Here is a 17,178-nt window from a genome sequence, read left to right on the forward strand (position 1 = left end):
CAGATTTTCTTCTATCATGTTCCATACAGTTTCCTGTATTTTATTCTTGCTCTTAATCAGGCATATCGCCTGCTTCTCCGGAAGACTCGCCAAGTGTGATCCACTTCAGGTAAGCATTGATAAACAGGTCAATACCACCGTCCATCACGCTGTCCACATTTCCTGTTTCTGCATTCGTTCTGTGGTCTTTTACCATCGTATACGGCTGCATGACATAGGAACGGATCTGGTTTCCCCAGCCAATCTCCTTGACTTCGCCGCGGATACCGGAAAGCTTCTCTGCATTCTCCTGCTGCTGCAGCAGATACAACTTTGCTTTCAGCATCTGCATCGCTTTGTCTTTGTTCATGTGCTGGGAACGCTCATTCTGGCACTGAACAACGATGTTGGTCGGCAGATGGGTGATACGGATCGCCGAGGAGGTCTTGTTGATATGCTGACCGCCGGCTCCGCTGGAACGGTAAGTATCGATACGCAGATCTTCATCCCGGATCTCGATATCGATGTCTTCCTCAATATCCGGCATGACATCGCAGGATACAAACGAGGTCTGTCTCTTTCCAGCCGCATTGAACGGTGAGATACGGACCAGTCTGTGGACACCCTTTTCGGATTTGAGATAGCCGTAGGCATTTTCTCCGTTAACCTGGAAGGTAACGGACTTGATGCCCGCCTCATCGCCATCCAGATAATCCAGCACATCCACTGCAAAACCATGTTTGTCCGCCCATCTGGTATACATACGGTACAGCATGCCCGCCCAGTCGCAGGACTCTGTTCCGCCTGCTCCCGCATGGAGCGTCACGATCGCATTATCCTTATCGTATTCTCCAGATAACAGTGTTTTTATACGGATATCATCATAAGTTTTCCTGAAATCATCCAGAAGATCCTGAATCTCTGGTATCAGAGATTCATCGTTTTCCTCTGCTGCCATCTCGATCAGAGTTTCGATCTCATCAAACTCATCTTTTAACTTGGCATAAATGGCGATATCGTCTTTCATGCTCTTTAAATTTTTCATGGATTCCTGTGATTTTTCCGGGTTATCCCAGAAATCAGGAGCTTCCATCTCTCTTTCTAATTCCTGGATACGCTGCTCTTTGTTAGCCAGGTCAAAGTGAATCCCTCACTTCCACTAATGGTTCCTTAAAATTGTTTAATTCATACTTAAACTGATCTAATTCAACCACTTGCTTCACCTCTTTCTTTTTTATTTTCAGTCTCTGCGAGGTGTTTATTTCTTTCTTCCGCAGCACTGTTTATATTTCTTTCCGCTTCCGCATGGGCACGGATCGTTTGGATAAATCTTCTTTTCTTCACGTTTCTGAGGTGCATTCTGTACGGAATCATCTTTGTTTGTTCCGGTTACTTTTGCAACTTCTTCACGTTCTACTTTCTGTTCCATGCTTACATGGTACAGAAGCTTCAGAGTGTCTTCCTGGATTGCCGCAGACATTGCATCGAACATCTCGTAAGCACTCATCTTGTATTCTACCAGAGGATCTTTCTGACCGTAAGCCTGAAGTCCGATACCCTGACGCAGCTGATCCATATCGTCGATATGATCCATCCACTTGCGGTCGATGACTTTCAGAAGGATCACTCGCTCCAGTTCACGGATCTGTTCCGGTTCCGGGAACTCTGCTTCTTTCATCTCATACAGCTTCACAGCCTGCTCTTTGAGCATCTGTTTGAGCTCATTTTTCTTCATTTTCTGTGAAATCTCAATCTTCGGCAGCGGAATGATCGGAATCAGAAGTCCGTTCAGTTCCTGAAGATTCCATTCTGAAGTATCCTGATCATCAGAAATGCACATATCAACGGTATTGTCCACGATGTCTGTGATCATCTTGAAGATAGAATCACGCATACTCTCTCCGTCCAGAACACGGCGACGCTCTTTGTAAATGATTTCACGCTGCTCGTTGTTGACCTGGTCGTACTCCAGCAGGTTTTTACGGATACCGTAGTTGTTTCCTTCGATCTTCATCTGTGCTTTCTCGATTGCACTGGAAAGCATTTTGTGCTCGATCTGCTCGTTTTCTGCAACACCGATGGATTTAAAGATGCTCATCAGACGCTCGGAACCGAACAGACGCATCAGGTCATCTTCCAGCGAAATATAGAATCTGGATTCTCCCGGGTCACCCTGTCGTCCAGAACGTCCACGCAGCTGATTGTCGATACGTCTGGATTCATGACGCTCGGTACCGATGATCTTCAAACCGCCGGCTGCCTTTGCCTCATCATCCAGCTTGATATCGGTACCACGGCCGGCCATGTTCGTTGCGATCGTAACGGCTCCGTGACGACCTGCCTCTGCTACGATTTCAGCCTCCAGCTCATGGAACTTCGCATTGAGGACTTTGTGCGAAATGCCGCGTCTCTTTAACATACCGCTCAGAAGTTCGGATGTCTCAATGGTGATGGTACCAACCAGAACCGGCTGTCCCTTTTCATGGGCTTTTTCAATTTCATCCACAACGGCATGGAATTTTTCTTTTTTGGTCATGTATACCGCATCATCCAGGTCTTTACGGAGAACCGGTCTGTTGGTAGGGATTTCAACTACGTCCATTCCGTAGATATCACGGAACTCTTTTTCTTCGGTAAGTGCAGTACCGGTCATGCCGGCTTTCTTTTTATATTTATTGAAGAAGTTCTGGAATGTGATCGTTGCAAGTGTCTTGCTCTCACGTTTTACCTTTACATGCTCTTTTGCCTCGATTGCCTGATGCAGGCCATCCGAGTAGCGTCTTCCCGGCATGATACGTCCGGTAAACTCGTCTACGATCAATACTTCATCATCTTTTACTACATAATCCTGATCACGGTGCATCAGACTGTGTGCACGCAGTGCCAGGTTGATATTGTGCTGGATCTCCAGGTTCTCCGGATCGGAAAGGTTATCGATCTGGAAGAACTGTTCTACTTTCTTAACACCGTCCTGTGTCAGTGTTACGACTTTATCTTTTTCATTTACGATATAGTCACCGGTCTCTGTGATCTCCTCGCCCATAATGGCCGACATTTTAGTTACTTCACCGCTGGCTTCACCACGCTCCAGCTGTTTTGCCAGAATGTCACAGACTTCGTACAGTTTTGTGGACTTGCCGCTCTGACCGGAAATGATCAGCGGTGTACGTGCCTCGTCGATCAGGACTGAGTCCACCTCGTCGATGATCGCATAATGCAGATCTCTCTGAACGAGCTGTTCTTTATAAATAACCATGTTATCACGCAGATAATCGAAACCGTCCTCGTTGTTGGTGATGTAAGTGATATCGCAGTTATACTGTTTACGTCTCTCTTCACTGTCCATGGAATTCAGTACACATCCAACGGTCAGACCAAGAAACTCATGGACTTTTCCCATCCACTCAGAATCTCGACGTGCCAGATAATCATTGACCGTTACTACATGAACTCCTTTTCCTTCCAGAGCGTTCAGATATGCCGGTAAGGTAGATACAAGTGTTTTACCTTCACCTGTTCTCATCTCTGCGATACGCCCCTGATGCAGAATGATACCTCCGATCAGCTGTACACGGTAATGTTCCATATTCAGTACGCGTCGTGCAGATTCACGAACGGTAGCGTATGCCTCAGGAAGCAGGTCATCCAGAGTCTCTCCTTCTGCCAGTCTTTTTTTGTATTCTGCTGTTTTGCCTCTCAGTTCTTCGTCAGAGAGCTCTATCATTGTCGGACGCAGTTTTTCAATTTTTTCAACCAGCGGCATAATTCGCTTTACTTCACGTTCACTATGCGTACCGAACATTTTCTGAAACACATTCATTGTCTATATTCTCCTATCACATTAATTACCTTAAAAAACAGTTCCATTCTATCACTTTATCACTTCATAGACAATTAAATTTTTGTAAATAACCTATGAACAGCGGATAAGAACTTAAAAAGTTGCCGCAGACATGCGTTCACCAAAAAATCTACGGCTGAACTGTGCATCCTGCGGCAGCTATTGATTTATTTTACTGTTTTATTTCAGATGGTGTAGCTCTTTTATCCGGTCGATCCTAGCACTCCGGCTCGATCAGTCCATATGTATTTCCTTTTCTCTTATACACAACGTTGACTTCGTCTGTATCTGCATTACGGAATACAAAGAAACTGTGTCCGAGCAGTTCCATCTGTACACATGCATCTTCCGGGAACATCGGTTTCATACCGAACTGTTTTGTACGGATGATCTTTACTTCCTCTTCTTCACCTTCGTTCTCTTTTTCGATGAATTCTTTGCGGAGGTTTCCTCCGTCTTTATGTTTGCCTATAATTTTTGTCTTATATTTACGAAGCTGTCTTTCAATGACTTCTTCCACAAGATCAATAGAAACATACATATCATTGCTTACCTGCTCTGAGCGGATGATATTTCCTTTTACCGGAATAGTTACTTCGATTTTCTGTCTGTCTTTTTCCACGCTCAAAGTTACAATAATCTCTGTCTCAGGAGTGAAATATTTTTCAAGCTTTCCAAGCTTTTCTGTGACTGCACTTCTTAACCCCTCTGTCACTTCGATATTTTTTCCACGAATTGTAAAACGCATGATACCCAACTCCTTTGCATCTATATTTGCAGTTGAAACTGCTATGTGAACATTATAGCAATTTTCCACAATATTTTCAATCACTTTTGCAAAGTTTTTAGTTTTTTTATACTATCTTATGAATTCTCATCCAAATTGGCGGCACACACACGCAGAACTTCCCGGTAAGGCATGCTTCCCCCAAAGAGATCCAGGGCACTTCCTATCGTAACATCGATGTGATCTCTGCCAAGTTTTTTCAGTTCCTGAAGATCCGCAAAACTTCCAACGCCACCGGCATAGGTGACCGGTATTCCCTGCCATCTTCCGAGCATATCTGCCAGTTCTCTTTCAATTCCCTGTGCTTTTCCTTCTGCATCCACTGCATGCACCAGAAATTCATCGCAGCAGCCGGAAAGTTCGTCAAGTACCTTCTCGCTTAACTTTACATCGGTAAACTTCTGCCAGCGGTCTGTGACGATAGAGTATCCGTCTTCTTTTCTGCGGCAGCTTAAATCCAGCACTAGATGTTCTTTTCCGACTGTCCGAAGCAGCTTTTCCAGATTTTCTCGGTAAAAAACGCCGTTTTTAAATACAAAGCTGGTAACGATCACATGAGAAGCTCCGGCTTCCAGAAAATCTTTCGCATTTTCATCGGTAATGCCGCCTCCGACCTGCAGTCCTCCTGGATACGTCCGAAGTGCCAGCATGGCCTGCTCTTTTGTTTTTTCATAAAACGGAGAATCTTTTGCATTCAGCAAAATCACATGTCCGCCGCTTATCCGGTCTTTCTGATACATCTCTGCAAAAAATGCCGCATCCTGTGTAGACACAAAATTTTCCTTTGCCTGATCTCCTTCGTCTCTTAAGCTTCCTCCTACGATCTGTTTTACTTTTCCGTTATGTATATCAATGCATGGTCGAAATCTCATACGTTTCTCCTCTTTTTCTGTTATTCAGATCCGACTCTCGAAAACTGACTCTCGATTCCTGTCGTCTCTTTGCATGTTCCTGTCAAAATTGCTATGCATCTGCACGCTGGTCTGATCATTCTACCCACACAGAACCTCTGACGTTTTCATTATAGAAAAGCCTGTTTTCTTTGTCCAGCAGATATTCTCCGGATTTTTAAGAATTGCTTTGTAGCAAAATAATTTTCGTACATCTGGCTGTAAATCCAAAAAAGAAGCCACAGAGGCAACGTTTCTGCCCCCATGACTTACCTCAGCGAATCCTCATCTTTACTCGGTCATACGACTGCGGCCGGTTGTCTCACCGGTCAGGTCATCAACCACATCTCCGACTGCATCACCTGCATCACGGACGATATCGCCTGCATCATCGAGTACTCCATCTGCTCCGTCTGTGCGGCGTGACTGCGAAGTGTCCGACTGGTTTCTGTTCTTTTTTGTGCTGTTATTCTTCTGTGTGTTGCTTTCTGCCTGTGTACCGCTGCTTCCGTTTTGCATATTGCTTTCCGTCTGTATACCATTGCTTCCGTTCTGCATATTGCTTTCCGCCTGTGTACCATTGCTTCCGTTCTGCATATTGCTTTCGCTTCCGCTCGTTGCCGATGTATTTCCGTTTCGGTTGCTGCATCCTGTGATACCGGAAAGTGCACAGACAATTCCAAGGACTGCCAGCATGCTTCTTGTTCTTCTCATAGTCTTCTCCTTTTCTTTGCTTTTTCGGAGCTTCTTATGCCCATCCTTAATATGCATCCTGTGTACTTTTTTTATTCATGTTCCTTCGTGTCGATTTTGATTTTCAAAGCACACCCATTGTTATCTTCATTATTCTTTCAGGTTGATATTAAACCGGATTCTTTTTCGGAAAATCCTTCTGCAAAACTGTTTTCCGTCAAATGGGATCAGCGGATAGAGATAACTTTCTCCGGATACTGTACGGTTCAGAAGCAGACTTAAGAACGTGATTACCAGACCTGCCGCATATCCGGCAAGTCCGAAAACCGCCGTCAGGATCAGCAGCAGAATCCGCATAAATTTTAGGGCGTATCCCAGTTCATAGCTTGCCTGCGTGTAATTTGCGATTGCCACAAATGCCATATATAACATCGTCTCTGCATTAAACCACCCGGATTGGACTGCAAATTCACCGACAACAAGACCGGCGATCACACTGAGTGGCGTTGTCAGCATACCCGGCGTATTAATCGCTGCCAGTTTCAGACCGTCGATTGCAAATTCCAGGATCAGCAGCTGTGCAAAGACCGGAACATAGAGATCTCCGCTTATTTTAATAAATGCAAACTGCGGTGGTATCCACTGCGGATTCTGTAAAAAAAGCAGCCAGGTCGGGGTCAGAAGCAGTGTCAGCAGTGCTATGACAAACCTTGTAACACGAAGATACGTGCCGGTCACCGGCGGAAAATAAAAATCATCGGCTTCTTCCATAATGTCAAACACCGATACCGGAAGGATCATGACTGCCGGAGAGTTATCCGTTAAAAGCACAATTTTCCCATCCAGGATCTCAGCTGCTGCCGTATCCGGACGCTCCGTATATTTAAATTTCGGAAATGGATTGTACCACTTATGTGGATAAAGACATTCTGCAAGACTCTCCTGGTTCATTGCCAGGGCATCCGTTCTGATCTGCTCCAGTCTTTTTTCGATCTGCTGCAAGAATCCGGAATCCACACGATCTTCCATATAGCACAGCACCACATCGGTATGCGAAGTGCTTCCGACATTTTTCATCTCCATGGACAGTTTCGGATTGCGGATTCTTCTTCGGATCAGTGCTGTATTGGATACGATGGTTTCCACAAAACCATCCCTTGGTCCTCGCAGTACTTTGTCTTTGTCCGGCTCTTCGACACTTCGCATCGGATAGGTACGACAGTCCATGGCAAAGCATCTGGAATACCCGTCAATAAACAGACACATCACGCCCGATAAAATCTGCGTTGTGATCTGCTCACAGTCCTCTAAAAGTTCAACTTCTACATAGGGCATGGCATCTCTTGACAGCTCTTCGCTGTCTTCCGGCAGATCTTCCGGGGTCACAGAATAAAAGAATTCCAGTAACTTTTCCACAATGCTCTCTTTTAAAAATCCGTCCACAAAGTAATAGACTGCTTTTCGGTCTGCTACCATCGTCGTTCTGCTGATGATGTCAAAATTTTTGTCCGTCCGCAGAATCCGGCGGAAATATTTCTGATTTTCTTCCAGGCTTGTCGATAGCTTCTGCTGCACATTTTTCACCTCTTCTTATTACTCACTATCGTGATTATTTCCATTTTTCTGTGTTTTATTCTTTTAGACTCCATTCTTCCAGTCATACTTATCTGAAATCCGGCAGTCGATTCCGGGCTGTTTTACTGATATCTACTTATTTTTATCTGATATGTATTTTCTTTCTGAAAAACCATAATATCATGCTCGATGCTGCCATCAGACCTGCGAAGATCCACATTTCCATCCAGGATGCATCACCTGTTTTGGCTGCTGTCACAGCGTTTTCATTATCCGATGTATTATCTGATGAAAATCCTGAATGGTCGTTTCCGGTTGTTTTATCAAAGTTCTCGGTATCCACACGTTTTTCTGTCTGCACCTGTGCTTCTTTCGTCAGTTCCACTTTGTATTTCTGGACATTTGCAACTGCTTTGACTTTAATCTTTTGATTTTTCGGTTTCTGATAACCTTTTGGCACTTTCTCGACCTGAATGGTATACCAGGATGGGATTACTTTTTCTTTCAAAGCAGTAAGTGTCACATGTTTCCAGATTTTCTTTCCTTTTTCATTAACCACACTGATCTTTACCCCTTCCAGTGGTGTCTGCGTCTTTTTGTCAACGGCTTCGATTTTAATCACTGTCGGACGGATCTCTACCTCAAAATCCTGTATTTCTGACGTATCTTCTCTTACCGTGATCTTCGTCTGTGCCGGAAGTACATAGCCATCCGGTACACGGTCTGTTTTCACCTGATAACTGCCAGACGGAACACGTGTATAGGCTTCCGGAAGTTCCAGTGACCGCTCCTCAAACAGATCTCTGATATGTACATAAATCCCAGACCGGATCGTTCTTGTCTGCTTCTTTTCTGCTGCTGAAGACAATGCATAGCCGGTAATCCGGATACAGATTGGTTCCACCAGAACTTCAAATTTCTGTACTTCCGCTGTATCTTTCACCTCAATGTCTATCACATCCGGATGTACATAACCTTTCGGAATTTCATCCACTACGATCTTATAGTGCCCGATCGCCACTTTTTTAAAGATTTCTGCCTGTTCTGTTCCGGACTCCCAGATGCCGTCCCGTTCCATCGGACTGTTTTCTTTCAGGAGCGTCTCGCCCTGCGGTGTCTCCAGGTGAGCTTTTACATTTCCAAGCGGAACTTTTTTATCTCCGTCTTTTTCAAAGACAGTGATATGAACTTCCGTCGGCGGGTCCTGCATTTCCAGTTTCTGTCCCTGATAAGTGCCATCTTCCTCTTTATGATCTTGCATCTGAAATACCTGTTCTGCTGCTGTTGCATAGCCAGGTGCCGGTGAAAGTTCCCGCAAGGTATAGGTTTTTCCGACTTCCAGCCCTTCCACGCAATGCTCTTCTTTCTCTGTGATCCAGCTTTCGATACAGGTATTTTCCTGATAAATGGCCAGTTTTGCTCCTTCTAACAGTTCTTTTGTATCGGATGCCGTCTTCTTCACAAACACTTTTGTGATCTGATTTTCAAAGATAACCTGGAATTTCTGTACTGCCATCCCGTCTTCTTTCCAGGATGCATCAATCTCTTCTGTCTGTGCTGTCCGGATATAGCCATCCGGTGCCGCAATCTCACGGACTTCATACTTTCCAAGTGGCAGGTCGCTGACAAACAACAGGTTTCCTTCTTTATCACTTTTCTGTGTTTCCAGTAAAGTTCCTTTTTCCAGAAGAACTTCTCCTTTTGCTGTTTTGATATCCTCTGCTGCATACAGTCCGAAAACTGCACCTTCCAGCATTTTCTGTGGATTTTCTTTATCGCATTTTGTTACCCGGATCTCCACTTTCTGGCGTTCGTTGTATACCGGGACTTCTGCTTCTGTGACATCTGCTTCACTTCCATCTGACGTTTCTGCCAGCACAAACGAAACCTTATCTTTTTTCTTCTGATATCCTTCCGGGATATTTATCTCTTCCAGCTCGTATGTTCCAAGATACATCTGTTCAAACACCAGACTTCCATCCTGATCAGTATCTCCTTCTGCTTTCGCAGTCTTCTGACTTCGTACCAGATACGGAACAACCTCTCCCGCTTTGCAGATCAGACCGGTCACGCCATCCGGGTGATACAGATCTTCCTTCGCTTTTACTGTAAAGCTTACACCTTTTACGCTTCCTGTTTGATAACCAAACCAGGTTTTTATCTGGTTCCATAATCCCTGTACAATTCCAAGCTTTCTGGATACTTCGTTTAAGATCTCTCCTGTCTTTGAAATTTTCACCTTTCCGGTCATGAAAGCATTTTCCAGATTGAAAACTACTTCTTCCGGCATCTGCTCCATCGTTTCCTCTGTGTACTGCTGTGAAACAGAAAAAGTAACCTCCTGTTTCTGCTCCTGTTTCAGAATGTCTTTCATGGAATCCGGGATCAGGATTTCTTTTTTATAGCCTTTTCTCGGAAGAACTTCCACGATGCGGTACGTTTTTTCCGGATTCAGCCCCAGGATCAGACAGCCCTTTCCTTCCGTATTTTCTGTGCTGACTGCATGCAGAATTTTTCCATCTTCATCGAGAATCTGAAGTTTCGCACCTGCCAACTCTTTTTTCGTGAGATCATCTCTCAGAAACAGTCTTACTTTTACTGCCGCATTTTCGATCTCGCTCTTCATACGGATGATAAAAATGTGATCCTGGTCTTTATACGGTTCAAAATCAAAAATCCGCTCCGTATCAGATCGATAATATCCATCCGGTGCTTTTGTTTCTTTTACTGCATAGGTGCCAGGCGGCAGATCTGTTTGAAAAACGGCTCTTCCGCTCTGATCTGAAATGGCACGCTCTATCTCCGTTCCTGCCGGCAGCACAACACTTCCGTTTGCGTCCGTAATATCTTTTTTCGCATAAAGTGTGAATTCTGCTCCTTCCGGCCTGTTTTCTTTCTCTCCGTCCACACATTTCTTAAATACACCGGTCCTTCCTTTCCACTCTTCTCCGATGATCGTTCCCGGCTCTTCCGGTACCGTCGGAGACACCTCCGGGCCATCCGGTTCCTGCCCGATATCAATCTTCTGTCTTTCGTTGAAAAAGGTTTCTGTTGCGGTAATTTCCAGATCTGCACTGTCTTTCCACAACAGTTCTGTGTTTCGTTTTGCATCTTTCTGCTTTCGCGTGTAGCCGGACGGAGCTTTTGTCTCTCTGATCTCATACCTTCCAAGCGGCAGATCCGAAAGAACCGCTTTTCCCTGTTCATCGGTTATCACATGGACAATGGTCGTTCCCATCAGATAAAGGTCTTTGCTGTAACCGTCCGGATGCGGAATCGTTTCTGCTGCCACAAGGTCATATTCTGCCCCTTTTAACCCTTTTGTCTCATAGACTATCTTCTGCAGTTTCTGATCTTTGATCTCCGCTTCCGGCACTTCTCCTTCTTTTCGGATCTCCAGTTTTCCGGAAATGGAACGGTTAAACAGGCTGACAACCTGTACACATTCTTTGTCTTCTAGCCGAATCTCTGCCTGATTTTCCTGACACCGAAATACCTTACTTGCGATTCCCTCAAAGAAACGATTTCCCTGTTCGTATCCTTCTTTTACATGCGGGGACTTATAACCTTCTTTTTCCAGAATCTGCCAGTTATATCCTTCTCTTGCCTTTGTCTCCCTGATCTGATAAGTTTCTCCGACTTTCAGCCCCCGGATCAGCACATTGTTGCCATGTATACTGACTGCTTCCTGCACAATCTCACCCTTCGAATCCACGATACTGTATTTTACTCCATCCAGCTCCGTTTCTGTATCATAGTCCATGATATTAATCTGAAGCATTGTTTTATAGTTTTCAAACGTGCGTACATACGATTTGATTGTAGCATCATGCGGTGTGCCTGTTTTGGCATTTGATTTCCTGTCATTTTCTGTCCTGTTTGCCATATTATCTTCGGATCTGCCATCTTCTGATGCATTTTTGCTGTCATCTTCAGCTGTAAAGGAAATTTCTTCTGTATTATCAGACCGATAATATCCATCCGGTGCTTTTTCTTCTCTGACATAATAGTGTGCCATCGGAAGATCCAGGTCAAATGCCGCATCCATAATACCGTTTTCCGCTTCTTTTGTCTCTGCGATCGCCAGTCTGGTATCTTTCTTTACCAGGATGCTTTTCTGATCAGCTGCCAAAATATCTTCTGCCGCATAAAGCCCAAACTTTGCTCCTGTAAGTTTTTCTTTTGTTTCTGCATCTTTCTTTCCAATCTGGATCTGTGCTCTCTGTCTTGGAATTTCATACAGTTCACTCTGATACCGGATTGGAACTTCCTGTCCGGCATATCGGATCTCAAATGTTCTTGCCGCCTGATTTTCTCCGGAAAGTGCATAGCCTTTGGCTGCTTTTATCTGTTCCAGCGTATAAGTGCCGAGCGGAAGTCCATACCATTCCCAGCCGGCTGCTTTTATTTTTTCCGTCCATGCTTTTCCATTTTCATCGGTAGTGAGTGTGGTCACAACACTTCCTTTTGCAAAAAGTAAAGTCTGTCCTCCCTTTCCTTCACCGGAAAAGATATCTTCTGCTGCCCGCACGACAAAGACATTGCCGGCAAGCGGCTTACAGGTATAGGCAAATCCTTTTTTCAGATCGTATCCGGTCAGTACTTCTCCCTCCGCATAAATGCTCAGTTTGCCGACTGCCGCCTCGTTTTCCTGAACCGCTTCCGTCACAAAGGCTCCTGCCAGTCTGTCATACGTTGTCTTTGCCTCATCCGAACCGATCTGCACACGCACCCGGTAATCTTTAGAAGCAATGTCTGCCTGTTCCCAGGTTCCGACCGCTTCTTCTGTGATTTTCAGTGCGTGGACCGCTTCCATACCCGGCAGCTTTTTTGCCGAAGCTTCAAAGAAATACTGTCCGTTTCTTTTGCGGTATCTTCCTTCTGCTCCCTGGCGTACATAACCTTCCGGTGCCTGCACTTCTTCTAAAATATAAAGTCCCTGCGGCAGTGTTGTGGTCGTTGAGACATAAGTGCCGAGCACTCTGCCGTCGCTGTCCTTTCGCTCTGCGGTCACATAAGGATTTTCATAAGATCCCAGCATCTCTCCGTTTGTATAGGCAACGACAAGATTTCCAAAGCGATTGATATAATCGACTTTTTCCTCACTGGTCTTATCTTCCATATACCAGTTAAAGTAGGCTCCTTCGACATCATGGATCACATACTTTGCTCCCGGTTTCGCTACCGTTTCCCCGGTTGTTTTGTCTTTCTTTACGATTTTAAGATAACTGGTCTGCGGCTGATCCCAGATGGCAGATCCCATCTGCAATGTCCCTTTGCCGTCGCCGTCCACCAGTCCGTCTTTTTCATCCGAATCGACGTTCAGCACTTTCGGTGCCGCCGCCACCTTTCCTTCTGGAACGGTCGTCTCGACCAGTAGATATTTGCCATATGGAAGTGCCCGGATATTCAGAACTCCGTTTTCATCGGAAAACTGCTCCTTAAGACGCTGCATCTTACCTGCCTCATCATAATAAGCTGCCGTTTCCAGGGCTTTCATTTTCTGATATTGAAGCGTATCTTTATCCCGATACTGATCGATTACTTCCTGGATCAGGACTGCATCTTCCAGCTGTGCACTGCCCTTTTTCAGATGTCCTTTTTCTTCCAGCTCTTTTACACTGTACACAGAGAATCCGGCACCTCTCATCCATTCCAGATCCGTCTCTTTATTGTCTCCGGTCAGTTTAAAGCAAGTAAATGGCTGAGATTTGATGCGTTCTTTACTGAACACTTCTTTTTTGATCACAAGAATATCCTGTCCTTCATAGGCACAGTCCACCGTATAAACTGCGGCATCGGCAAGGTATCCTTCCGAAGCTTTGATTTCTTTTACATAGTACGTTCCAAGTGGCAGTCCTGTAAAACAAAGTCTGCCCTCTGTATCCGTCTCTTTTCGCATGACTTCTGCATTCTTCTCATAGAGAATCTCTCCATCGCCATCTGCCGATGTAATCGCTTCTTTTGCATAGATGCCGTACACGGCTCCTTTTAAAGATGCCATCTGCTGTGGCCTGGAAAGTCCGCTCTGTGCATCCACTTTCTGAACCGTAACTTCTGCTGTTACTTCCTGGTTCAGAAAAACGGCTTCTGATTCGCTTCCAGGTTTCGGGAATGTGTAAAGCTGTGTTTTATCATCCTGATAAATCCACTGAAACTCATAACGTGCTTTTTTCACCTGTTTATAGTAATGTTCCGGTGCCTGGATTTCTTTTACATAATAGCGGTAACCGCATGGAACATCCGCATCAAAAAGACAGCTTCCGTCTTTTTTACTGTACGCCAGAGCAAGCAGCGTATCTTTTGCTGCGATCCTGTTTCCATCCGACAGAATGTTTTCTCCCGCATACAATCCAAACCGTGCTCCTGCAAGTCCCTTCTGTGTGTTCTCGGAGTGTTTGAAAACCGTCACCTGCATCTTTGGGCGTTCATTTTCAAAGACCTGCTCTTCGCTTACATATTCCCGGATTTCCGGTCCGCGGTAGGAAAGTGTCACTGTTCTGGTATTTCCTGCTGCCGTATCTTTTCGCACATAGCCCTGCGGTGCCTCGGTTTCTGTCACATGATACCTGCCAAGATACAACTTCCTGCTGACTGCCGTACCATCTTTTCCGGTTACCAGCTGCTGTGCCACTGCACCCTTTTTCAGAGCCAGTGTCACTCCGTCGGCCTTATAGATATCTTCTGCCGCTGTAATCTCGTATTTTGCTCCGGCAAGCGGCTGCTTTTCATAGAGAAATATCACACCCTCCGCCGAATCTCTGGCTTCTGTTAAGACCTCGCCGATTTTTTTCACCGCGATCGATGCCATCTGCGGTGTATTGACAAATCCCGTCTGCTTCCCGTTGTTGGTCAGCTCCAGGCTCTGTCCTGCATTCTGGGCAGTGACGCGAAAATCATAGAATTTCAGCCCTTTTTCTTTCTCACCGTCCACATAATCTCCAAAATAGTTTTTCGGCGGCTGTGTTTCCTGAAGTCGAAATTTTCCTTCGTTCTTTTTCTGATAGTAAAGTTTACCGCTGACTGCCTCTCCGTTTATGGCTGTCACAAGCTCCGGCCAAGCTGCATACGGCACATAATTTTGCTGTTCCTGATTCCATTCGTATACCGCAAATCTCGCACCCGACAGTGCTTTTCCTGTCTCCAGATCCTTTTTCTGAATTTGCACGGTGATCCACAGCGGTTCATTGAAACAGGCGTTGTCACCGTGATACGTGATTTTTTTGCTTTCAAACGGTGAGATAACAAATTCCTTCTCCCATCCACTCTTTGTGTAGCCTTCCGGCGACTGTTCTTCTATGATCTTGAATTTTCCCTTGTTCTCATCTGTATAAGAAAGTATTTCTGCACTTTCATACACACCATCTGCTTCATTTTTCAGCTGAAACAGAGGTGTTGTTGCATATCTGCTGCCGTTCCATTCGTATACGGCAAAGACGGCCCCCGGAAGTTTTTCTTTTGTTTTGCCATCTCTCTTTTCCACCGAAACGGAAGATTTCACCGGTGCAATATTTGTCACTACAGTTTGTGATCGAACCGTGTTGCCGTCAGAAGAGGCAGATGCCTGATTTTTGATCCTTGCCATTTTCTTTGCCGGATCCCAGCATTTTTCAAGACCGGCATCCTTTTTCACGCCGACCGTGATCTGAAAATCATACGTATGGCCGTAAAAACTGGTATTTTTGATATCACTGCATCGAGCCACAAACGCATTTGTTTTCTGTATCGTCCAGAACTTTTCTGCATTTGCCCCGTTTTCGTTTGTCACAGTGACATTTTTAATCTCCAGAAAATCATCCAACTGATCGGAAATGCTCAGATCATGGTAACAGGTTTCTTCATTTTCGATTGGAACCATCGTGCGAAGCGTATAGGTATATGTCTCTTCTCTGGTGGAAAGGCGGTTTTCGGACGTCATCTTTTCGTCACTGTCCGAAACATATTTTTCGATATGCGGATGGGCATTTGGAAACATTTTGTAAGCTTTTGCCACAAGCCCACCGGACGGTGTTGTAGAGGTTCCAAGATTGTTTTCCGGCCTGACAAATGTAAAGACCGCTGTCGCCGCCTTTCCCGAAATCAGTACCGACAGCATAAAGCCGGTATCACTTCCGCTCTGGTTCAGACCGGACGTGTCAAAGTAATAATTTTTGCCCTTCACCGTTGCTGCTTTCAGATTTTCCAGTGCTGCTCTTTTCACATAAACATTTCCAAAACCATTTTTCATCAGGATTCCCTGATAAAGATCGATATCCTGAAATGTAATATAACCTTTGACATCGATCGCATTTCCATTATCTGAGCGGAAAAACTCCATTTTTGTCTCTGCCCACTCTACCTTACAGGTCTCAATCCCCGGCCGATCCGTCACAAAACGGAAAAATGCTCCGTCCCGCAGTTCGAAATCAACCAGTGTCACTTTGATGTCCACCCATTTTCCCTGATAATACATCCCTTTCCGGTACCAGGCATAATACTTATTCTTGTCTTTTGCCGTAAGTGTCTTGCAGTCCTCCCTGCCATTCAGCGGTCCGCCTTCGGCTGTAAAAACATCACTGCCAAGGTTCGTCTCACATTTGGCAGTCCTTCGAATGTAGCCTTCGTATCCATCCGGCAGTTGTGTTTTTACATTTCCAACTTTCACACCGGATGCTTTATCCAGCGTCACCGCACTGGAACGCACCGTCAGATAAATGCTGTCTGATGCAGCTCTCGCCTCGTTCTTCGCACTTTGCTTTTTCACTTTCGGATTTTTTTCGGTTTCTTCCTCTCCGGACGCTTTTCGGTTCTGCCGCTCTGTCTGTGAAATTTTCATCGAATCCATCACCTTTTCCGTCTGATCCGAACTGCCCTGAACCGTATTTTCTTTCGATTCCTGTTTCCTTTGCGATTCTAGATTCTCCTGACTGCCTGGATCTTTTTTTGTCTCCGGATTTTTCTGTTCTTCGGACTCCTGTTTTATCTCCGGATTTTTCTTCGATGCAGACTCTGACTCCAGACCTTCCTCCCGCTTTTGTTCGGTCTGCTTTTGTTTTTCCGTCTGCATCTGCTGTTCGGTCTGTCTTTGCGGCATTTCGCTCTGAGCACTCTTCGCTTCTGTTGCTTTCTCACTGCTCATTGTCTGTCTCTTTCCCGCAAAACTGCTCTTTTGCATCCCGGATGCATAGACGGACATCGGCGACGTCAGAAGACAAAGTATCGCCAGAAAGCCTGCCAGTATCCTTTTCCATTTGTCTGTGTTCATCCAAATTCTTCTCCTTTCTTTTCCTGCATGCAGAGATTTCCTGAGATTTAAGAATATCTCTGGCATCGTTACTGCGAGGTGCACGCCATACATCGTTTTTCATACAAACCACCTCTTTTGATTCAAGTCAAACGTCATATCGAGAAGCATTGCGAAATATACTGGTAAA

Annotated in this window: 7 protein-coding genes; all 7 read right to left on the bottom strand. The window is 45.1% G+C overall.

All coding sequences use genetic code 11. From position 1 onward, the window contains the following. Positions 1-52 precede the first annotated feature (52 nt). Positions 53-1,193, bottom strand: a protein-coding gene (gene prfB / locus GPK60_RS09485; RefSeq protein ID WP_147631065.1) for a peptide chain release factor 2 whose coding sequence is annotated in 2 segments (ribosomal slippage) — positions 53-1,117 and positions 1,119-1,193 — 1,140 coding nt in all. Because the reading frame shifts where the segments join, the coding sequence is not laid out codon by codon here. A 44-nt stretch (positions 1,194-1,237) separates the two neighbouring features. Continuing rightward, positions 1,238-3,799, bottom strand: a complete 2,562-nt coding sequence (secA, locus tag GPK60_RS09490; protein WP_022119005.1) for a preprotein translocase subunit SecA — start codon at positions 3,797-3,799, stop codon at positions 1,238-1,240. Positions 3,800-4,037: 238 nt separating this feature from the next. After that, on the bottom strand, positions 4,038-4,568 hold the full coding sequence (gene raiA / locus GPK60_RS09495; protein ID WP_022119004.1) for a ribosome-associated translation inhibitor RaiA: 531 nt from the start codon (positions 4,566-4,568) through the stop codon (positions 4,038-4,040). A gap of 116 nt (positions 4,569-4,684) precedes the next feature. Continuing rightward, the gene (gene hisA, locus GPK60_RS09500; protein ID WP_147631063.1) at positions 4,685-5,479 is read right to left on the bottom strand and encodes a phosphoribosylformimino-5-aminoimidazole carboxamide ribotide isomerase; all 795 of its coding nucleotides are present in this window, start codon (positions 5,477-5,479) and stop codon (positions 4,685-4,687) included. Between the two features lie 309 nt (positions 5,480-5,788). Next, positions 5,789-6,211 (bottom strand): hypothetical protein, encoded by a 423-nt coding sequence (locus GPK60_RS09505; RefSeq protein ID WP_215659621.1) that lies wholly within the window; start codon positions 6,209-6,211, stop codon positions 5,789-5,791. Between the two features lie 129 nt (positions 6,212-6,340). Beyond that, the gene (locus GPK60_RS09510; protein WP_252191354.1) at positions 6,341-7,741 is read right to left on the bottom strand and encodes a spore germination protein; all 1,401 of its coding nucleotides are present in this window, start codon (positions 7,739-7,741) and stop codon (positions 6,341-6,343) included. A gap of 166 nt (positions 7,742-7,907) precedes the next feature. Further along, the gene (locus tag GPK60_RS09515; protein ID WP_215659627.1) at positions 7,908-17,009 is read right to left on the bottom strand and encodes a SpaA isopeptide-forming pilin-related protein; all 9,102 of its coding nucleotides are present in this window, start codon (positions 17,007-17,009) and stop codon (positions 7,908-7,910) included. Positions 17,010-17,178 lie beyond the last annotated feature (169 nt).

Source organism: Ruminococcus sp. MCC718 (assembly GCF_018783905.1).
GTDB lineage: Bacteria > Bacillota > Clostridia > Lachnospirales > Lachnospiraceae > Hominisplanchenecus > Hominisplanchenecus faecis.

Bases quoted from the DNA above. Each gene is read 5' to 3' on its own strand.
- secA (WP_022119005.1), bottom strand. From the start codon at position 3,799: ATGAATGTGTTTCAGAAAATGTTCGGTACGCATAGTGAACGTGAAGTA.
- raiA (WP_022119004.1), bottom strand. From the start codon at position 4,568: ATGCGTTTTACAATTCGTGGAAAAAATATCGAAGTGACAGAGGGGTTA.
- hisA (WP_147631063.1), bottom strand. From the start codon at position 5,479: ATGAGATTTCGACCATGCATTGATATACATAACGGAAAAGTAAAACAG.
- GPK60_RS09505 (WP_215659621.1), bottom strand. From the start codon at position 6,211: ATGAGAAGAACAAGAAGCATGCTGGCAGTCCTTGGAATTGTCTGTGCA.
- GPK60_RS09515 (WP_215659627.1), bottom strand. From the start codon at position 17,009: ATGAACACAGACAAATGGAAAAGGATACTGGCAGGCTTTCTGGCGATA.